This is a genomic window from Aeromonas sp. QDB25 (assembly GCF_027707725.1).
GTDB lineage: Bacteria > Pseudomonadota > Gammaproteobacteria > Enterobacterales > Aeromonadaceae > Aeromonas > Aeromonas caviae.
Genome location: NZ_JAPCIZ010000081.1, coordinates 1 through 17,389, shown reverse-complemented (window position 1 = coordinate 17,389; position 17,389 = coordinate 1). Strand labels below are relative to the sequence as shown.

Below are 17,389 nucleotides of genomic sequence, written 5' to 3'. Positions count from 1 at the left end.
GGGTAAGGTGTTCAATCAACGTCATAGCGCGTGCCTCCTGCATGGAGACGCGATTAGATCACAGACGATCTGCCTGTTCAAATTTCATTAACAAAGTGCGATCCCGCCCTGTACCGAGGTGGAGTTGATATAGCTGACCTCGCCGGCCGGCTGATAATCGGCGACCTGAATGGTCTTCTTCGCCGCGATATAATCCTTCAGCACACCGGCATCCACCAGACCGGCATTGATGGTGTCGATCTTCGGATAACCGTCACCACCGGCCGCGCTGAAGCTCGGGATGGAGAAGCTGTAGGTTGCTGCCGGATCGAAGGCCTTCCCGCCGATGGTGGCGATGTCCACGCTCTTGGCCTGGCAATCCACCGTCATCTTGATGCCGCCGAACTGGGCATAGCCACCGGTATTGGCGGTCTTGGTCGCGACCTGACCCAGGTAGGTCAGCAGCTCGTTGCCGCTCATGGTCGCCTTGTTGACGGTGTTGCCGAACGGATGCACGGTCAGCACGTCACGGTAGCTGATGTCCCCTGCCGCGATGGAGGCACGCACCCCGCCGGAGTTGACGATGCCAAAGTCGGTGCTCAGCTTCTCGGCAGTCGCGGTGGTGATGAGACGACCCAGGTTGGTCTGCTTGTTGCGGACGTTGGCGCGCTCACCGTCCAGTACGCCATCGGTGGCACCGATGACCACACCCAGCTCCTGCTGTCCCTTCTCCTGATAGGTGAGCAGGGTGTTGTAGAGCTCGGGATCCTTGACGATCTCTTCCTGGATGAAATCACCGTCCGCATTCTTCAGGTTGACCGGGATCAGATCGTACTGGGTCAGGGTCAGCTTGCCATTCTGATAGTCAAACTGGGCACGACCCACATACTTGCCCCACTCGTGAGCCTGCATGATCCAGGTGCCGTTCTGCTGATCCGGCTGACAGTCGTCGCCCGGCTTGAAGTCGGCGTACTTGTCAGGGGTGCCCGGCTCCATGCAGACCGGGTTCTGGGAGTGACCACCGATGATGGCGTCCAGAGTACCTGCCGGCAGCGCACGGGCCATCTCCACGTCACCCGGTGCGTTGCTGCCGTGCTGACCATTCTCGTAATGGCCCATGTGGGTGATGGCAAGAACCAGGTTCGCCTCTTTGTTGTCGCGGATTTGCTTGCCGAGATTGGCGGCTTCCGTGGTCGGATCGCGGAACTCGAGGGTCTGGACGTTGTTGGGATCCACCAGCTGGGCGGTGTCCTCTGTGGTCAGACCCAGCACGGCGACCTTGAGGCCGCTCTCCAGCTTGAACACCTTGTAGGGATCGAAGTAGCGCTTGCCGCTCGTCTTGTCATAGATGTTGGCGGAGATCATCGGGAACTGGGCCCACTGGCGCTGTTTCTCGAGGATGGTCAGGGGGTTGTCGAACTCGTGGTTGCCCACCGCCATGGCATCGTAACGGATGCTGTTCATGGCCATGAAGTCCGGCTCTGCATCCTGCAGATCCGACTCCGGCACCCCGGTGTTGACGTCACCGCCGGAGAGCACCAGCACTTCGCTGCCCGCCGCTTTCGCCTCGGCACGCAGCCGCTCGACCAGGGTCTTCTGGGCCGCCATGCCATATTCGCCCTTGTCGTTGTGCCAGAAACGACCGTGGGTATCATTGGTATGCAAAATGGTCAGCTTGCAGACATTTTCGGTGCAGGGGGCGACGCTGTCGTTGCTTGAGGTATTGCAGCCGCTCAATGCGGCAAGCACTGCCAGTGCGATACTTCCTTTGACAAATTTATAATTCATTTCCATATCACCTTGTTATTTTGTTATTGGACGACCCTATCCAGGATCGGGCGGTAATATAACAAACAACATGTGACGGTTTTTCATCGGCGACTCACAAATTCCGCCAAATGTGATCATCCACGCAACCTGTTTCCCCTATTTGGAACAGAGGCACCCCACTCGCAGAGCAATTTCCCCCATGATGGCAGCCCGCCGGTAACGGTTATGGCATACTGCCCGCCAATCAATGCCAAGGAGTGCCTGGAATGGCCAAGTACGACAAAATTTCCCCCGAAACCCAGCAGGAGGCGATGAAGATCGCCCGTGCCAACCAGAAGCCGGGGCAGACCAAGGAGCAGACCCAGCTCATCGCCCAGGGGATCCAGAAGGGCATAGACGAATACAAGAAACAGATGAAGGCGAAGGCCCGCGAAGCCAGCCGCCAGAAGAAGCTGCAAGCCAAAGCCAGGCACTCTTCCCAAGAGACGCCAGAAGAGGAGAGCGAAGCCGAGGTCATCGAGCTCACCCGCCAGCACCCGCTGCCCTGGATCCTGCTGGTGCTGAGCTGGCTGGTATTTGCCGTGCTCTGGTTCTGGTTCCGCTGATCCTGCCCAGGCAAACCTTTGCCCTGCGATCCGCTTCGCAGCCCGGGCGCGGGGGACTGGTCATTCCCCACCCGGACTGCCTACACTCTGCCCCCCTTGTCAGGAGACACTCATCATGAACCCGGCCCCGCTCTATCTGCTGGCTCCCCTCGCCCTCTTCCTCGTGACCCTGGTGCTCTATCGCATCTCACCACTGCGGGCGGTTGCCGCCGGCCATGCCCGCTGGTTTATCCTGCCCGCCTTCACTCTCTTTATCCTGCTCATCGTCATCAATGGCGCTGCGGATCCCGCCCTGCGAAGCCCTGCTTTCCACTGGCTGATGCCGGGGTTCGGCTTTGCCCTGAGCCTGTTCCCTGCCCTGCCCAAGGCACTGGTACCGCGCCTGGCTATCAAGGAGGGAGCCTTTGCCGCCCTGGGTCTGATGCTGATGAGCCTTGCCATGGTCTACTGATCGGCAAACGCTGGCGTCACGATGGCGCCAGCCCCCCTTCTTGTACAAAGAATGGCCTTCAGGCATCTTGGTGGGCGGATAACCGGCATGGAGGCCAGATGAACAATCCGCCCGATTTCATGGCGCTGTGGGATTATCAGGATCCCGTTGCCAGCGCCCAGCGTTTTCAAGCACTGCTGCCCGAGGCGCGTGCCACCAACCTGCAATGGGAGCTGGAGCTCCTCACCCAGATAGCCCGCACCCATTCACTGCAACGCCAGTTTGCACAGGCGCACCAGCTGCTCGACGAGATAGAACCCCGCCTCACAGAGGCGACTCCACGGGCCCGCCTGCGCGCCTTGCTGGAGCGTGGCCGCACCTTCAACTCCGCCGGTGACAAGGCCAGCGCCAGAGCCCTGTTTGAACAGGCCTGGCAACTGGGAGAGCAGTACGAAGAGCACTATCTGGCCATCGATGCGGCCCACATGGTGGCCATCGCCGCCCCCCTGGAGGAGCAGAGCCACTGGCACCAGCTGGCGATGACCCTGGCCGAGCGCAGTCACGACCAGCGGGCGCGAGGCTGGCTCGCCACCCTCTATAACAATCAGGGGTGGACCCTGTTCGAGCTGGGTCGCCTCGACGAGGCCATCGCCTGTCAGCAAAAGTGCCTGGCCTGGCACGAGCAGCACAACAACCAGGGCAAAGCCTTTATCGCCCGCTGGAGTCTGGCGCGCCTGAGCCGGGCCCAGGAGCGCCATGAACAGGCCATGGCCGAACTGGCGCAGTTGCGCGACGACATGGCCGCCGCAGGCACCCCCGAGGATGGCTATGTGTGCGAGGAGCTGGGGGAGAATGCACTCGTGCTCAATGATCCCGCGGCGACCGAATACTTTGCCCGCGCCTGGTTTCTGCTGTCACAGGATGGCTGGTTCACCGCCAACGAGGCAGAACGACTGGCCAGGCTCAAGCTGCTCGCCAAACTCTGATAAGCGTGCGGGGCGACCAATTGGCCGCCCCGCACATCAGCATGTCTGCCCGGGAGCAGAGGTGACGGCTCAGGCCGGACTCGCCTCTTCCCAGCTCTGCTTCTTGCGATAAATCGTGGAAGGGCTTATTTCCAGCAGGGCCGCCGCCTTGGGGATGTTGCCGTCACAACTGGCGATGGCCTGCTCGATGGCCTCCTTCTCCACCTGCCAGAGCGGACGAACCTGCCTGCGAACGACCACGGGTTCTGACTGGGGATCCGCGATCCCGACCGCAGGCTCCGGGGCCAGGGTACGCCCCCCGTTGAGGGGAGGTGGCAGGATATCCGGGCTCACCAGCTCGCCATCGTTGAGCACCACTATGTTGCGCACCACGTTTTGCAGCTCGCGTACGTTACCGGGCCAGGGGTAGTCGAGCAGCACCTGCACTGCGTCCGCATCAAAGTCCCTGAACCGCTTGTTCTCCTCACCGGCATAACGCAGCAGCAACTCCCGGGCCAGCAGCAGGATGTCCTCTCCCCGCTCCCTCAGGGGGGGCAGCGCCAGCGGGATCACGTGCAGGCGGTAGTAAAGGTCTTCACGAAACCGTCCGGCCTTGACCTCCACCAGGGGATCCCGGTTGGTGGCGCAGACAAAGCGCACATCCACCGTCTCCAGCTTGCCGCTGCCGACCCGCTGCAAGGTGCCGGTCTGGATGAAACGCAGCAGCTTGCTCTGCAGGTCGAGATCCATCTCGCAGATCTCGTCGAGGAAGAGGGTACCGCCGTCCGCCAGACTGGCCGCCCCCTTGCGATCCCCTTGGGCACCGGTAAACGACCCCTTCACGTGGCCGAAGATCTCGCTCTCCATCAGGTCATGGGGAATGGCGGCGCAGTTGAGGGCGATGAAGGGCTGATCCCGACGCGGGCTGCACTGGTGGATGGCCTCGGCGCACACCTCCTTGCCGGTGCCGCTCTCGCCAGTGATGAAGACGGTGGCCTTGCTCGGCGCCGCGCTCTCGATGATGCGATAGACCGCCTGCATCGCCATGGAGGCGCCGATGAAACCGGCAAAGGAGCTGCGCTCGAAGTTTTCCCGATACTGGGCCACCAGCGAGCTGAGTTGCTGGTGCTTCAGGGCATTGCGCGCCGTGGCGCACAGGCGCTTGCCATCGAACGGCTTGGTGAGAAAATCGAAGGCCCCGAACCGCATCGCCTCCACCGCCACATCCACCGAGCCGTGAGCGGTGATCACCACCACGGAGCAGGGCAGTTGCCGCTCCGTGATCTGCTGCAAGATGTCCATGCCGGACATGTCGGGCAACTCCAGGTCGAGCAGCACCACAGGGGGCGGGCTTGCCAGCAATTGTGCCAAAGCCTGCTGGCCACAATCTGCCAGCTGCACCTCGTAGCCATCCTGGGCCAGATACTGCTCATAGACGACCGCCAGACTGCGGGTATCTTCCACCAACAGGACACGGGGTTTGCTTTCAGCCACGAGATCCATCCTTGCGCTTGATTTTGTTGTCTATTCTGGGGGCTAGCCGCCACACACTCAAGACGGCCTCATCGCTTTATCCGGGGGATTGCGACAATGCACAAGCAAAAACGGCTCCCTGGGGAGCCGTTTTTATGGTGCTTTGAGCTTATTTCTTGGCGTTGTCGCCATCGGCAGCCGGTTTTTCGATGGCCAGCAGCTCTACGTCAAATACCAGCACGGCGTTGGCCGGGATGGAACCTGCACCGTGCTCGCCATAGGCCAGCTTGGACGGCAGGAAGAACTTGAACTTGGAACCGACCGGCATCAATTGCACCCCTTCGGTCCAGCCCGGGATCACCTGGTTGAGCGGGAAGGTAGCCGGCTCGCCGCGATCGACGGAGCTGTCAAACTTGGTGCCGTCGGTCAGGGTACCGGTGTAGTGCACCTTGACGATGTCGGTGGCCTTCGGCTTGGCGCCGTCACCCATCTTCTCGACCTGATATTGCAGGCCGGACTCAGTGCTCTTCACGCCCTCTTTCTTGGCGTTGGCAGCCAGGAACTCTTCACCCTTCTTCAGGTTTTCCACGGCATCCTTGTCGGCCTTCGCCTTGGTCAGCTCGTTGATCTTGGCGTCGTATTCCTGCAGAACCTTCTGGATCTCCTCGTCGGTCATCTTGGCTTCTTTGCCCAGACCGTCGGTGACACCCTTCAGGATCACGGTGTTGTCCAGCTTGATGCCGAGCTCCTGCTGGCGCTCCAGGGTATTGGCGATATAACGACCCATGGAGAGGCCGATCGCATAGCCGGATTGCTCTTCAAAGCTCTTGGCCTCAGCCTTGGGGGCCTCTGCCGGCTTGCTGGCTTCTGCCTTGACCTCTGCGGTGTTGGTCGCAGCAGGTTTCTCATCTTTTTGGCAAGCAGTCAGACCGACGGCAACCGCCGCAGCCAACAGGGACACCTTCAGAAAATTGTTCATCAGTTTCTCCAAAACTCTAAATACCGCTCTCGGTTCCTTCGTGAAATGAGAGGTTTATCGTGATAAGCGCCTTATACTAACGCCGTGATCGCAGGTAACGAAAGCATGAGACAGGAAAAATGATCAAAAGTGCCATTTATCTCATCGGTATTTGCCTGATGCTGACGGGGTGCGAACAACGCTCACTTCCCAGCCAGCAGATCCGCCTCGCCAACCAGGGTCTGCTGAGCGCGGATCTCGCCAGTTCCGGCAAGCTCGCGCTCGTCTCCAGCCTGGGTCAGGGCACTGTGGTGTGGGATCTGGAACAGGGCAAGGAGCGCTGGCGCTGGCGCCAGAGCGATGACCAGGAGGAGTTCGTCACCCTGACCCGCTTTTCCCCCGATGACAGCCATGCCATCACCGCCACCCAGCACACCTTCGCCATCTGGCGCTTGCAGGATGGCCGCTCCCAGGGTTACTACTCCCTGCCAGAATCCCCCCTGCGCGATGCGGCGATCTCGGCGGATGGCCGCCAGGTGCTCATCGGCCGTGAAGACGGCAAGGCGGAAGTGGTCGACACCCAGACCGGACGCCGGCTGCAATTCCTCGGCCACACCGAACAGGTCAACACGGTGGATCTCTCCCCCAACGGTCGCTATGCCCTCACCGGCGGCAACGATTACAGCGCCTATCTGTGGGATACCCGCACGGGCCAGGTGGTGTGGCGCTTCAACCACGCCGGGCGAGTCGTGATGGCGAGACTGGATCCGTCCGGACGCTTCGCCTTCACCGCAGACAGTCGCCAGGCCAGCATCTGGGATCTCAAAACCGGCAAGGAGCACAGCCGGTTGCAATACGCTCACCGCTTCGAGGTCTACACCAGCGCCCGCTTTGCCAACGGCGGCAACTGGCTCATCACCGGCGCCCCCTCCCGCCAGCTCACTCTGTGGCAGGTGAGTGACGGCCAGCCATTGCAGAGCTGGCGCGTCTCGCCCCATCCCAAGGTGAAACCGCCGAGCGCTGTGGTCTATGGCGTGGCTTTGCGCGACAATGACCACCTCGTCAGTGCCAGCTCCAGTGGCCTGGCTGAAATCTGGACTATCAAGTAAGGACCAAAAGGCCCATGAGTCAGCAACTAAACGAACGCCTCGAAACCCTGGAAAGCCGCCTCGCTTTTGCCGAATACACGGTGGAGCAGCTCAACGACGAGGTCACCACCCAGGGTCGCGAGCTGGACCGGCTCAAACACCAGATCCATCTACTGGTGGATAAATTGCAGAGCGTACAGCCGAGCCAGATCGCCAGCATGGCCGAAGAGACGCCGCCACCGCACTACTGATGAGTGCCAGCCATAAAAAAACCCGCGCCATGCGCGGGTTTTTTTATCATCGGCCAGGCCGTGATCAGTGCTGATGGCCCTTGCCACCACAACCGCCACCACCGCAGCAACCACCGTGACCGTGATCGTCGCCGTGATCGTGTGCATGGTTGTGACCATGGCCACCACAGCAGCCACCGTGGTCATGATCGTGATCATGGCCGTGATCATGGTCATGACCGCAGCCACCAGCGCCGTGCACATGGCCATGGGCCAGCTCTTCGGCGGTCGCGGCACGCACGTCCTTGATCTCGACCTTGAAGCCCAGGGTCACGCCAGCCAGGGGATGATTGCCGTCCACCTTGATGAACTCCTCGGACACCTCGATGACGGTCACCGGGCGGTGGCCGTCGTCGGTCTCGGCCACAAAAGTATCCCCTTCAGACACTTCCATACCGTCGAACAGCTCGCCGGGCACTTCCTGCACCAGATTCTCGTCGTACTCGCCATAGGCCTGGTTCGGCGTCAGGGTGACGTCGAACGCCTCGCCCACGCTGCGACCTTCCAGCTCGGCTTCGAGGCCGGAGACCAGGTAACGGGTACCGTGCAGATACACCAGCGGCTCTTTACCGACAGTGGTGTCGATGACTTCACCGTGTTCGTCGGTGACCGTGTATTCCAGCGTAACCACGCTCAGGGGAGCTACTTTCATGTCAGGGATCCTGCGGATAGAAAAAAACGGGCTCAGAATACCTCAAAAAGGCAGACAAGCATATGGTCGGCCCGGCTTCAGTGTGATGAAAAAGTCATCAACAGCGACCAGCCTGACCGGCGTACCATCACCTTGAGGCATGGCACTCACTCGGGACGAAACACCCCTATCACCTGCTCCGCTTCACGCGTCGCCTTGTCCACCTGCTCCTGGGTCTGCACCTGGGTATCCCCGCACTCGACACAGGTCACCTTCTCGACTCCATGCTCCATATACAGCATCATGGTGTCCATCTTGCCGCACGCCGGGCAAACCGCCCCGGCAATGAAGCGTTTTTTACGTCTGGTTTCCATTTTTGTTACCTCCAGGCAGCATCATATCAGGGTTTTTACATGCATCACGCCATCGAATATCAGCATTTTTCCACTTCCACCCTTCAGGTCGGCCCCCGCAAGCGCTCCCCCATGGGCCAATTGCTGCGCGTCACCCAGGGGGTGGCGCTGCTGAAATTGGGTGCCCATGAGCTGCTGCTGACACCTGGCAGCCACTGCTGGCTCTGTGCCGATGCCCTCGCCGCCTTCACCCCTCTGGCTGGCTGCCAGCATGATCTACTGGCCTGCTCCGTGCGGGTGCCCCAGCCCGCCCAGGCTGGCTGGTTGCAGGCAAGCCCGTTGATGGACGCACTGCTGGACAGCCTGGCGGCCTGGTCACGCCCACGCGACTGGCAAGGCCCCTATGGGCAGCGGCTGCAAGTGGTGGGAGATGAGTTGCACGGCTGCACCATCTCGTCACTGGGGGATCAGGCACTGCAAGATGCCTGGCAAGCCCTGGCCAGAGCGCAGCCGGATAGCGTGGCTGCCTGGCAGACCCTGCTGGGCACTCGCGGTCTCGAGGGCCCGGACGCCCGGGCACTGCAGGATCAGTGGCAACTGTTGCAGGGGATTCGCCTGCTGCGAAGCGGCAGCACACCCTCACAGGTGGTGAGCAGGCTGGGTTATCGGGATGAAAGCGCGCTGGCCGAGGCTCATCTGCAATGGCTCGGGGCGCCCCTCTCCCCTCAGCCGTCCGCGACCCGATAAGAAAGGCATAAAAGGATGGCAAAAGAAATCCAGTTTTGCGGCTCACCGCCGCTAACAACAAAGGAGTCATTCATGTCACCATCCTTTATGCTGAACACCCGATTGACCGTCACCGACTAGATCAACAGGACATCCGCCATGACGAGCAAGGCCAACCAATCCCAGGGCATGTTGCTGTTCCACCTCTCTGCCAGACAATCCTTCGCCATCGGTACCCTCAAGGTGAAGGAGATCGTGCCCTACACCCAGCTCACCGCTCTACCACAATCCCATCCCACCGTGCTCGGGGCCGCCAGCATGCGCGGCACCACCATCCCGGTGATCGACATGGCAATGGCCGTGGGCTACCGCCCCATCACCCGGGAGGAGATGCCCCACTGCTTCATCATCATCACCGATTGCCGCCGCACCCTGGTGGGCTTTCTGGTGCGGGGCATCGACAAGATCACCGAGTGCAACTGGCGTGACATCGAACCGCCCCCTCCCTCCTTGGGACAGAACGTCTTCGTCACCGGCGTGACCCGGGTGGGAGATCAGTTGATCCAGTTGCTGGATGTGGAGCTCATCCTGTCGCGGGTCTATCCGGACGATCCCAGCCATCTCTACCCCGTGCTGACCGACGTGCAGCGCGAGCGGCTCAAGCCGATGCGGATCCTGCTGGTGGACGACTCCTCCGTCGCCCGTCGCCAGCTCATGGCGGCGCTCGATTACATCAACATCCCCTACGAGGTCTGCACCAACGGACGTGACGCCCTCACCCTGATGCAGACCCGGGTCTCCCAGGGCAAGCGGATCGACATCCTGGTGAGCGATATCGAGATGCCGGGACTGGATGGTTACGAGCTGGCCTTCGAGGTGCAGAGCGATGCCAAGCTGGCGGGAGCCTACATCATCCTGCACACCTCCCTCTCCAGCGAGATCAGCGTGGAGCGGGCCCATCAGGTCGGCGCCCACGAGGCGCTCACCAAGTTTGAAGCCAACGAACTTATCCAGGCCATGCTGCGCGGCGCCGAGCACCACGATCGTCTGATGGCCTGATGTCGCGGCGAGCCAAGGGCTCGCCGCCCCCTTTTCCTCCCTGCTCTTCCGAGTCGTTGCATGTTGACAGAAAGCCACTTTCACGCCCCCTGGTGGGCCCGCAACCCCCATCTGCAAACCATTTTACCCAAGTGGCTGCGCCGCTCGCCTGCCCGCTTCATCCAAGAGCGCTTCGAACTTCCGGACGGCGATTTCGTCGATCTGGCCTGGAGCGGCGAACCCGTCCAGGATGAACAACCCCTGGTGGTGGTGTTCCACGGACTGGAGGGGAGCATTCACTCCCACTATGCCAAGGGGCTCTTTGCCCACCTGCAGCGGCAAGGGAACGAGGCGGTGCTGATGCACTTTCGGGGGTGCAGTGGCGAGCCGAATCGGCTGCTGCAGGCCTATCACTCAGGCGCCATCGAGGACGCCCAGGCGGTAATTGCCGAGCTGGGGCGGCGTTTTCCTGGCCGTCCCCTGGTCGCCATCGGCTATTCCCTGGGGGGCAACATGCTGGTCAATCTGCTGGCGCGGGCCTGCCCGGCACCATTGAAAGCGGCGGTGGTAGTGTCGGCCCCGCTGCAACTGGCAAGCTGTGCCGATCGGGTCAATCAGGGCTTCTCACGGGTCTATCAGAACTACCTGCTGCGCACCATGCGAACCAACCTGCAAAGCAAGATCCGGCGCCAGAGCGCGGCACGGGCGCGCTGGCAGCCGGCCCAGATCACCCGCATCGCCACACTGAGGGAGTTCGACGAGCTGGTGACGGCACCGCTCCATGGTTTCGAAAGCGCCGATCACTACTACCAGACCTGCTCCGGCCTGAGCCTGCTGGCCCGCATTCCCATCCCGACCCTCGTCATTCACGCCGCCGACGATCCCTTCATGACCGATGCCGTCATTCCGGCGGCGGAGCAGCTCTCCCCTCTGGTGCGCTACGAGCTGAGCCGCCAGGGCGGCCACGTGGGCTTCCTGCACGGCTCTCCCTGGCGCCCCCGCTTCTGGCTGGATGAGCGCATCAGCCAGTGGTTGCGGGAACAGACTCAGGGGGCGAACCGGTAACCGTTGCGCCCCTCTTCCTTAGCCTGATAGAGGGCGCCATCGACCCGCTCGAGCAGCATGACGAGGCTCTCCCCGGCTCGCCACTGGGCTATCCCCTGGCTCAGGGTGAGGTGGGGGGCTACGTCGGAATCCTCATGGGGCAGAGCCCTGGCCGCCAGAGTGGCGCGAATGCGCTCCGCCACCTCCTGGCCACCGGCCAGCGTCGTCTCCTGCAGCAACACCACGAACTCCTCTCCCCCGTAGCGCGCAACCAGATCGCCGGGCTCCCGTACACTCTCCTCCAGGCACTCGGCCACCAGGATCAGGCACTCATCCCCCGCCTGATGCCCATAGCGATCGTTGTAGCGCTTGAAGAAATCCACATCGAGCAGGATCACGGTGAGCGGTACATCCTGGGTGGTGCCTTGCGCAATGGCACGCTTGCACGCCTGATCGAAGTGGCGACGGTTGGCTATGCCGGTCAGGGGATCCCGGTTGGCCATGGCATTCATCTTGTTTGCCAGCATCAGGTTGTCGTGTTCCCTTGACACCGCAAGCTCGAACCAGCCGTTGAGCATGCGCCGCCCCGTCTCCAGCACCACCAGCAAGACCCCGACCACGATGGTATTGACCAGAACAAAGGGCTCAGGACTCCAGGAGGCTCTCACCAACAAGAACAGCAGGGGGACCGACACCAGTGCGTAAAACAGCCGCACATCGCAATACGCGGCGACAAGACCGGTCAGCAGCAACAGACTGACCATGTTGAAAATGAAACTGAAGCCCCCCTTCAAGTCGACGATCGAGATGGTGTAACCCACCATGGCCCAGGCCAGCCCCCAGGCCAGGGCACAGACGCACAGGGACACCAGCCAGATGGCATGGGATTGACGGGAGAGCCAGCCCCACCCGAGCGGCAGCAGCAGGCCAACACCTATCATGGCAAAGAGCTGCCATTTGTATGACCAGGGCAGGTTGCCGACCAGTACCAGGTGTGCATCCCGATAGATGTAGAAGCGGGTCAGCAGAAATACGAGGGCGATGAGATTGATGACCCAGTACCAGCGCAAACCGGCGCTCAGGGCGCGGCGGCGGGCATCGAACAGGTGCTGTTCGAATTGACTGGAGGGTCGGCGTGCGTCAATGGATTGCATGGCACCCCTCGTCCAAAACGAGACAAATCCCTTGCGCTTGCCGACCAGACATCGACAATATCCGCAACCCACTGAGTGAAGATGAAATCATGATTATCCCCTGGCAAGAACTGGAGCCGGACACCCTCACCAACCTGCTCGAACACTTTGTGCTGCAAGAAGGCACCGAATACGGTGAACAGGATGTCAGCCTGACCGACAAGGTCGAAGCAGTCAGGCAACAATTGCTACAAGGTAGCGCCGTGCTTGTCTACAGCGAGCTGCACGAAAGTGTCAATGTCGTCCCAAAGACTCATTTAAGCAAGTCACCCACTGACGACTTCCCCCAAGCGTAACGCGGTCACGGCTTATCGGGCGGCTCACCCCGCCCTCCACCTATCCAGCTCACATCATCAGGCCGCATGACCAGTTCGCCACCCAGCAGCACCTATTCCAACGTACCCAGAGCACAGGGCAGCCCTTGTTCACCGCTATTGCCGGGAAGCGTGGGGGCAGCGGGAGGATGACGGCGCACTTGACCGCACTTTGGGCCACCCCTTATAACGGAACTCCCAAGGAAGAGAGAATTCTATGTCCGCCAAGCATCCCATCATCGCGGTCACCGGTTCGTCCGGTGCCGGTACTTCCACCTCCACCAACGCCTTTCGCTCCATGTTCCACCAGCTTGGATACAAGGCGGCCGTGGTCGAGGGGGACAGTTTTCACCGCTACACCAGGCCCGAGATGGACGTGGCTATCCGCAAGGCCCGGGAGCAGGGGCGGCATATCAGCTACTTCGGCCCGGAGGCCAACGACTTCGGTCTGCTGGAGTCCTTTTTCCAGGAGTATGGCCAGAGCGGCACAGGCCAGTACCGGCGCTATCTGCACAGCTTCGACGAGGCAGTGCCTTTCAACCAGATGCCTGGCACCTTCACCCCCTGGCAGGATCTGCCCGGCGAGACGGATCTGCTGTTCTACGAAGGACTGCATGGCGGCGTGGTCACGGGGGAACACAACGTGGCGCGGCACGTGGACTTTCTCATCGGCGTGGTGCCCATCGTCAACCTGGAGTGGATCCAGAAGCTCATTCGCGACACCTCGGAACGCGGCCACTCCCGCGAGGCGGTGACCGACTCCATCGTGCGTTCCATGGACGACTACATCAACTTCATCACGCCGCAGTTCTCCCGCACCCACATCAACTTCCAGCGGGTGCCGACCGTCGATACTTCCAACCCCTTCAGCGCCAAGGTGATACCCAGCCTGGACGAGAGTATGCTGGTGATCAGGTTTCGGGGCATCAAGCAGGTGGACTTCCCCTACCTGCTGTCGATGATAGACGGCGCCTTCATGTCCAGGATGAACACCATCGTCGTGCCGGGTGGCAAGATGGGCTTTGCAATGGAACTGATCCTGCGCCCCCTGATCCAGCAACTGATCGAAACGGGCAAGATCACCTGAGCCAAGGAGCTTAACGATGCGCGCTGCACTTCTCTCATTCATGCTGGCAACCCTGCTGGGGGGTTGCAGCTCCGGCCCCGCCGCACCCACGGTCGAAACGGGCACCATGGTGGTTCGCCCGGCGGAGCATTGGACCTACGGGGCGACACCACGCTATGCGCTGGCCGAACAATTCCAGTATGCGGGCAACAGCGCCGCGCCCTGGCTCGAGCCGGTACAGCAGGCCGTCATCCGGCAGCTGGACGGCAAAGGCTGGCGCAGCGTTCCCCTGGATGAGGCCGACGTCTGGGTCGCCATCGGGGTAGCTGGCAGCCAGGACATGAGCGATGGTGAGATCTTCTCCCGCCTCGGCATGACACCGGGCCTGAACGCCGCCGCCAATGCCCGCAAGGGGACCCTGGCCGTCGTGCTGCTCGACGGGCATAGCCAGAAAGCGGTGTGGAGCAGCGCCATCCAGCTCGCCAGCGACGTGCCTGTCGCAGAGGAGGCCCGTGGCCAGCTTAGCCAGCAACTGGCCGCCCAGTTGCTGGGCTCGCTACCGTCAGAGTGATGTCTCTTTCAACAAAAACGGCCTGCTTCACGCAGGCCGTTTTCCATGCACGCCGTGACGGCATCAGGGTCACTTCAACTCGCAGGTCAGCTGGGTCACACCGCTCTTGACCAGGGTAGCCTGCTTGTCCTGACGGGAGAAGGTAGTCACCCCGTCGGAATAGCTGGCAGTCTCTTTGGGCGACTCGATGCGCCCCAGCTTGTGATAGACACCGGCATAAGGGAACTGCACCATGTCGGCCTGGGCATCATAGGTGATGGCCAGCAACTCTTCCCCGCACTGATACTGGCTGTATTGATACTGGGTCGGCTGCGGCATGCTGCAGGCGGCCAGACCGAACAGGGGAAGCAACATCATCATTTTTTTCATCGCACTTTCCTTATGTCATGGCGTTATCGACGGGACAAACTATAGCGGTCAACCCTCAAGGATTTGATAACTATGGGTAATTTCTACCGCTTTTTCCAACATCAGGGAAACTGAACAATATTTTTCCATGGACAGATCCACCGCACGGGCGACCTGCTTCTCCGCCAGACCCTTGCCGGTCACCACGAACTTGAGGTGGATCTGCTCAAATACCCGGGGAACGGTATCGGCGCGGGTCCCTTCCAGTTCGACATGGCAGGCGGTCACGGACTGACGGGCCTTCTCCAGGATAGAGACCACATCGATGGAGCTGCAACCGCCGACAGCCAGCAGGATCATCTCCATCGGGCTGGCACCTTCACCCGGGTTGGCGCCATCCAGGGTCACCTGATGACCGGACTCGCTCTCTCCCACAAACTTCATGCCTTCCACCCAGCTGACCTTGGCTTTCATCTCTCACTTTCCTCTCAATGACGACGGTTCTAACGCCCATAGCATACCTCAAGCCGGGGTCGAGTGGCACATGCGCCAGGATCTTGCCCGTTCCCGACGATAAAGCCCCGTTTTGCGGCGACAAGCCTCTCCTGCGAAACGGACGACGACCCAAAGGGAAATAGATCGAAATCAACATCCGACCTCCTCTTCTTGCCTAGAATGCCCCGGACGACGCAGCAGATGGCGGCTCACCGGTGGACGGCAAAACCCCAAAGCCTTGTCAGCACAGGCAAAGGCTCTTATTCTACTGCGACCAAAGAGTAAGGAATGGCAAGCTTGGCAACTTGCCTGGACGCACAGTCCATAAAAATGACACTACAGAGGAAGTCTCATGATCATTGGCAAACCGCAAAGCGATCCCACCCTTGAGTGGTTCTTGTCGCATTGCCACATTCATAAGTATCCCGCCAAGAGCACCCTGATCCACGCCGGTGAAAAAGCGGAAACCCTCTACTACATCGTCAAGGGCACCGTCGCCGTCCTGATCAAGGATGACGAAGGCAAGGAGATGATCCTCTCCTACCTGAATCAGGGGGATTTCCTGGGCGAGATGGGGATGTTCGAAGAGAACGAGAATCCGGAGCGTTCCGCCTGGGTACGTGCCAAAGGCGCCTGCGAAGTCGCCGAGATCTCCTACAAGAAGTTCCGCCAGCTGATCCAGGTCAACCCGGACATCCTGATGCGTCTATCCGGCCAGATGGCCAAGCGCCTGCAGCACACCAGCCAGAAGGTCGGCAACCTCGCCTTCCTGGACGTGACCGGCCGCATTGCCCAGACCCTGCTCAACCTGGCCAAACAGCCGGATGCCATGACCCACCCGGATGGCATGCAGATCAAGATCACCCGCCAGGAGATCGGCCAGATCGTCGGCTGCTCCCGTGAAACCGTCGGCCGCATCCTCAAGATGCTGGAAGAGCAGGAGCTCATCTCCGCCCACGGCAAGACCATAGTGGTGTTTGGTACCCGCTGACCGGGTTCCGCCGACGGCGCCCGCACAGCGCCGTTGGATAAAAAGGCTGCCCATGGCAGCCTTTTCCGATCCTCTCCCCTATAATCCCGAACGCCCCGCCGTCATGGCCTTCGCCAAGAGAACTCCTATGCACCTTCAATGCCCCCTTTGCCGCAGCCCCCTGCACCTTCATGCCGCCTCCCGCGGGGTCTATTGCGACAACAAGCACCACTTCGATCCCGCACCGGAAGGCTATCTGGACCTCATCCCCGGCAAGAAGAACCCCAAGGACAGCGACAGCCGGGCCCTGCTGCGCGCCAAGCGCCGCTTCCTGGAACAAGGCCACCAACTGCCTCTGGTGGACGCCATGGCGAACCTGCTCGCGCCTCTTGGCGAGCGCGAGCTTGTCCACCTCGGCTGCGGCGAGGGGTACTACTGCCGCGCCCTGGCTGAGCGGCTGCCCGGGTGGCAGGTCGGCGGTTTCGATCTGGCCAAGAATGCCATCTTCGCCGCCAACAAGGCGCAACCGGAAGGCCAGTTCGTCATCGCCGACCCGGCGCGCGCCCCGCTGCTGCCTGGCACGGCCCAGGTGCTACTGGTCAACGACCTCAAGGTCAAGACGGAACTCCTGGTCAGCTGGCTGGCACCGGGCGGCTATCTGCTCCACGTGCAGCCCGGCCCTCGCCATCAGTGGCAATTGCGCGTCAGCCTCAATCCGGTGAGCATGGAACATCCCCTGAGTTGGCCCGCCCTCACCGGGCTTGTCAATGTTGCCCAGCAACGCGCCCAGTTCAGTACGGCGCTGGATCAGGGCCTGCGCGAGCACATTCTGGAGACCAGTCGCCTCGGCTGGCGTGCCAGCGGCGAGCAGCGCCACGCCTTCACCCACCAGGGGCCCGACGCCCTCGAGCAGGATCTGCTGCTCAGCCTGTGGCAAAAACCGCTGTAAACCGGTGACAAACCATGAAAAAAGGTTCTTCGCGGGATCTTGGGGAAGTGGAAGTTGACAGACAGGGTGCTGGTAAACTGGCTGTCTCCAAACACACCACCACCATCACCCTGCTGTCGCCGTGCATCATATT

At 61.2% G+C, this 17,389-nt stretch carries 21 protein-coding genes; 13 read left to right on the top strand and 8 right to left on the bottom strand.

The annotated features are described in order from the left end of the window. Window positions 1-87: 87 nt before the first annotated feature. Window positions 88-1,767, bottom strand: coding sequence for a bifunctional UDP-sugar hydrolase/5'-nucleotidase UshA (ushA, locus tag PG883_RS19675; protein WP_270807758.1), 1,680 nt, complete (start codon window positions 1,765-1,767; stop codon window positions 88-90). 248 nt (window positions 1,768-2,015) lie between these two features. On the opposite strand from ushA, the gene PG883_RS19670 reads away from it, so the two are divergent. The 3 genes from PG883_RS19670 to PG883_RS19660 all read left to right on the top strand — a co-directional run bounded on the left by PG883_RS19670 (window position 2,016) and on the right by PG883_RS19660 (window position 3,770). Beyond that, entirely contained in the window at window positions 2,016-2,354 is a 339-nt protein-coding gene (locus PG883_RS19670; RefSeq protein ID WP_010673255.1) for a DUF2956 domain-containing protein, read from the top strand. Between the two features lie 115 nt (window positions 2,355-2,469). After that, window positions 2,470-2,805, top strand: coding sequence for a hypothetical protein (locus tag PG883_RS19665; RefSeq protein ID WP_010673254.1), 336 nt, complete (start codon window positions 2,470-2,472; stop codon window positions 2,803-2,805). Between the two features lie 98 nt (window positions 2,806-2,903). After that, window positions 2,904-3,770, top strand: coding sequence for a tetratricopeptide repeat protein (locus PG883_RS19660; protein ID WP_270807756.1), 867 nt, complete (start codon window positions 2,904-2,906; stop codon window positions 3,768-3,770). 69 nt (window positions 3,771-3,839) lie between these two features. Here the strand turns inward: PG883_RS19660 and PG883_RS19655 are convergent, their stop codons facing one another. Both PG883_RS19655 and fkpA read right to left on the bottom strand, forming a co-directional pair. After that, window positions 3,840-5,243, bottom strand: a complete 1,404-nt coding sequence (locus tag PG883_RS19655; protein ID WP_041211199.1) for a sigma-54-dependent transcriptional regulator — start codon at window positions 5,241-5,243, stop codon at window positions 3,840-3,842. A 148-nt stretch (window positions 5,244-5,391) separates the two neighbouring features. Next, on the bottom strand, window positions 5,392-6,201 hold the full coding sequence (fkpA, locus tag PG883_RS19650; RefSeq protein WP_029313875.1) for an FKBP-type peptidyl-prolyl cis-trans isomerase: 810 nt from the start codon (window positions 6,199-6,201) through the stop codon (window positions 5,392-5,394). A gap of 119 nt (window positions 6,202-6,320) precedes the next feature. Here fkpA and PG883_RS19645 point away from each other — a divergent pair, with 119 nt between their 5' ends. Both PG883_RS19645 and PG883_RS19640 read left to right on the top strand, forming a co-directional pair. Further along, window positions 6,321-7,289 carry a WD40 repeat domain-containing protein gene (locus tag PG883_RS19645; RefSeq protein WP_270807753.1) on the top strand — a complete coding sequence of 323 codons (969 nt, stop codon included), beginning with the start codon at window positions 6,321-6,323 and terminating at the stop codon, window positions 7,287-7,289. A 14-nt stretch (window positions 7,290-7,303) separates the two neighbouring features. Then, on the top strand, window positions 7,304-7,519 hold the full coding sequence (locus PG883_RS19640; RefSeq protein WP_010673249.1) for a SlyX family protein: 216 nt from the start codon (window positions 7,304-7,306) through the stop codon (window positions 7,517-7,519). A 64-nt stretch (window positions 7,520-7,583) separates the two neighbouring features. Here PG883_RS19640 and slyD read toward each other — a convergent pair whose 3' ends face one another. Together slyD and PG883_RS19630 are read right to left on the bottom strand one after the other, a co-directional pair. Next, window positions 7,584-8,210 carry a peptidylprolyl isomerase gene (slyD, locus tag PG883_RS19635; protein WP_052815183.1) on the bottom strand — a complete coding sequence of 209 codons (627 nt, stop codon included), beginning with the start codon at window positions 8,208-8,210 and terminating at the stop codon, window positions 7,584-7,586. A gap of 146 nt (window positions 8,211-8,356) precedes the next feature. Further along, window positions 8,357-8,563 (bottom strand): YheV family putative zinc ribbon protein, encoded by a 207-nt coding sequence (locus PG883_RS19630; protein WP_010673247.1) that lies wholly within the window; start codon window positions 8,561-8,563, stop codon window positions 8,357-8,359. Window positions 8,564-8,602: 39 nt separating this feature from the next. Between PG883_RS19630 and PG883_RS19625 the strand changes: the two genes are divergently transcribed. The 3 genes from PG883_RS19625 to PG883_RS19615 all read left to right on the top strand — a co-directional run bounded on the left by PG883_RS19625 (window position 8,603) and on the right by PG883_RS19615 (window position 11,371). Then, on the top strand, window positions 8,603-9,289 hold the full coding sequence (locus tag PG883_RS19625) for a hypothetical protein (protein ID WP_270807751.1): 687 nt from the start codon (window positions 8,603-8,605) through the stop codon (window positions 9,287-9,289). A 138-nt stretch (window positions 9,290-9,427) separates the two neighbouring features. Continuing rightward, complete coding sequence (locus PG883_RS19620; RefSeq protein WP_039040047.1) at window positions 9,428-10,327, top strand: chemotaxis protein; 900 nt, start codon at window positions 9,428-9,430, stop codon at window positions 10,325-10,327. Window positions 10,328-10,387: 60 nt separating this feature from the next. After that, entirely contained in the window at window positions 10,388-11,371 is a 984-nt protein-coding gene (locus tag PG883_RS19615; protein WP_052815185.1) for a hydrolase, read from the top strand. Here the strand turns inward: PG883_RS19615 and PG883_RS19610 are convergent. Continuing rightward, complete coding sequence (locus PG883_RS19610) at window positions 11,353-12,504, bottom strand: GGDEF domain-containing protein (protein WP_042864339.1); 1,152 nt, start codon at window positions 12,502-12,504, stop codon at window positions 11,353-11,355. The two genes, PG883_RS19615 and PG883_RS19610, sit on opposite strands and share 19 nt — an antisense overlap. Before the next feature lie 89 nt (window positions 12,505-12,593). Here PG883_RS19610 and PG883_RS19605 point away from each other — a divergent pair, with 89 nt between their 5' ends. The 3 genes from PG883_RS19605 (at window position 12,594) to PG883_RS19595 (ending at window position 14,494) form a co-directional block, all read left to right on the top strand. After that, window positions 12,594-12,839 carry a YheU family protein gene (locus tag PG883_RS19605; protein ID WP_010673242.1) on the top strand — a complete coding sequence of 82 codons (246 nt, stop codon included), beginning with the start codon at window positions 12,594-12,596 and terminating at the stop codon, window positions 12,837-12,839. Window positions 12,840-13,074: 235 nt separating this feature from the next. Next, a complete protein-coding gene (locus tag PG883_RS19600; protein ID WP_010673241.1) occupies window positions 13,075-13,944 on the top strand; it encodes a phosphoribulokinase in 870 nt (289 codons plus the stop codon). Between the two features lie 16 nt (window positions 13,945-13,960). Next, on the top strand, window positions 13,961-14,494 hold the full coding sequence (locus PG883_RS19595; protein WP_052815186.1) for a hypothetical protein: 534 nt from the start codon (window positions 13,961-13,963) through the stop codon (window positions 14,492-14,494). Between the two features lie 69 nt (window positions 14,495-14,563). Here the strand turns inward: PG883_RS19595 and PG883_RS19590 are convergent, their stop codons facing one another. After that, window positions 14,564-14,863, bottom strand: coding sequence for a hypothetical protein (locus PG883_RS19590; protein ID WP_010673239.1), 300 nt, complete (start codon window positions 14,861-14,863; stop codon window positions 14,564-14,566). A gap of 48 nt (window positions 14,864-14,911) precedes the next feature. Beyond that, window positions 14,912-15,316 carry an OsmC family protein gene (locus tag PG883_RS19585; protein ID WP_010673238.1) on the bottom strand — a complete coding sequence of 135 codons (405 nt, stop codon included), beginning with the start codon at window positions 15,314-15,316 and terminating at the stop codon, window positions 14,912-14,914. A 373-nt stretch (window positions 15,317-15,689) separates the two neighbouring features. Here PG883_RS19585 and crp point away from each other — a divergent pair, with 373 nt between their 5' ends. Beyond that, window positions 15,690-16,328, top strand: a complete 639-nt coding sequence (crp, locus tag PG883_RS19580) for a cAMP-activated global transcriptional regulator CRP (RefSeq protein WP_010673237.1) — start codon at window positions 15,690-15,692, stop codon at window positions 16,326-16,328. Window positions 16,329-16,455: 127 nt separating this feature from the next. Continuing rightward, on the top strand, window positions 16,456-17,256 hold the full coding sequence (locus tag PG883_RS19575) for a putative RNA methyltransferase (RefSeq protein ID WP_041211190.1): 801 nt from the start codon (window positions 16,456-16,458) through the stop codon (window positions 17,254-17,256). The last annotated feature ends 133 nt before the right edge of the window (window positions 17,257-17,389 follow it).

Excerpts from the sequence above, each read along its gene's own strand:
- ushA (WP_270807758.1), bottom strand. The coding sequence starts at position 1,767 with ATGAATTATAAATTTGTCAAAGGAAGTATCGCACTGGCAGTGCTTGCC.
- PG883_RS19670 (WP_010673255.1), top strand. The coding sequence starts at position 2,016 with ATGGCCAAGTACGACAAAATTTCCCCCGAAACCCAGCAGGAGGCGATG.
- PG883_RS19665 (WP_010673254.1), top strand. The coding sequence starts at position 2,470 with ATGAACCCGGCCCCGCTCTATCTGCTGGCTCCCCTCGCCCTCTTCCTC.
- PG883_RS19660 (WP_270807756.1), top strand. The coding sequence starts at position 2,904 with ATGAACAATCCGCCCGATTTCATGGCGCTGTGGGATTATCAGGATCCC.
- fkpA (WP_029313875.1), bottom strand. The coding sequence starts at position 6,201 with ATGAACAATTTTCTGAAGGTGTCCCTGTTGGCTGCGGCGGTTGCCGTC.
- PG883_RS19645 (WP_270807753.1), top strand. The coding sequence starts at position 6,321 with ATGATCAAAAGTGCCATTTATCTCATCGGTATTTGCCTGATGCTGACG.
- PG883_RS19640 (WP_010673249.1), top strand. The coding sequence starts at position 7,304 with ATGAGTCAGCAACTAAACGAACGCCTCGAAACCCTGGAAAGCCGCCTC.
- slyD (WP_052815183.1), bottom strand. The coding sequence starts at position 8,210 with ATGAAAGTAGCTCCCCTGAGCGTGGTTACGCTGGAATACACGGTCACC.
- PG883_RS19630 (WP_010673247.1), bottom strand. The coding sequence starts at position 8,563 with ATGGAAACCAGACGTAAAAAACGCTTCATTGCCGGGGCGGTTTGCCCG.
- PG883_RS19625 (WP_270807751.1), top strand. The coding sequence starts at position 8,603 with ATGCATCACGCCATCGAATATCAGCATTTTTCCACTTCCACCCTTCAG.
- PG883_RS19620 (WP_039040047.1), top strand. The coding sequence starts at position 9,428 with ATGACGAGCAAGGCCAACCAATCCCAGGGCATGTTGCTGTTCCACCTC.
- PG883_RS19615 (WP_052815185.1), top strand. The coding sequence starts at position 10,388 with ATGTTGACAGAAAGCCACTTTCACGCCCCCTGGTGGGCCCGCAACCCC.
- PG883_RS19610 (WP_042864339.1), bottom strand. The coding sequence starts at position 12,504 with ATGCAATCCATTGACGCACGCCGACCCTCCAGTCAATTCGAACAGCAC.
- PG883_RS19605 (WP_010673242.1), top strand. The coding sequence starts at position 12,594 with ATGATTATCCCCTGGCAAGAACTGGAGCCGGACACCCTCACCAACCTG.
- PG883_RS19600 (WP_010673241.1), top strand. The coding sequence starts at position 13,075 with ATGTCCGCCAAGCATCCCATCATCGCGGTCACCGGTTCGTCCGGTGCC.
- PG883_RS19595 (WP_052815186.1), top strand. The coding sequence starts at position 13,961 with ATGCGCGCTGCACTTCTCTCATTCATGCTGGCAACCCTGCTGGGGGGT.
- PG883_RS19590 (WP_010673239.1), bottom strand. The coding sequence starts at position 14,863 with ATGAAAAAAATGATGATGTTGCTTCCCCTGTTCGGTCTGGCCGCCTGC.
- PG883_RS19585 (WP_010673238.1), bottom strand. The coding sequence starts at position 15,316 with ATGAAAGCCAAGGTCAGCTGGGTGGAAGGCATGAAGTTTGTGGGAGAG.
- crp (WP_010673237.1), top strand. The coding sequence starts at position 15,690 with ATGATCATTGGCAAACCGCAAAGCGATCCCACCCTTGAGTGGTTCTTG.
- PG883_RS19575 (WP_041211190.1), top strand. The coding sequence starts at position 16,456 with ATGCACCTTCAATGCCCCCTTTGCCGCAGCCCCCTGCACCTTCATGCC.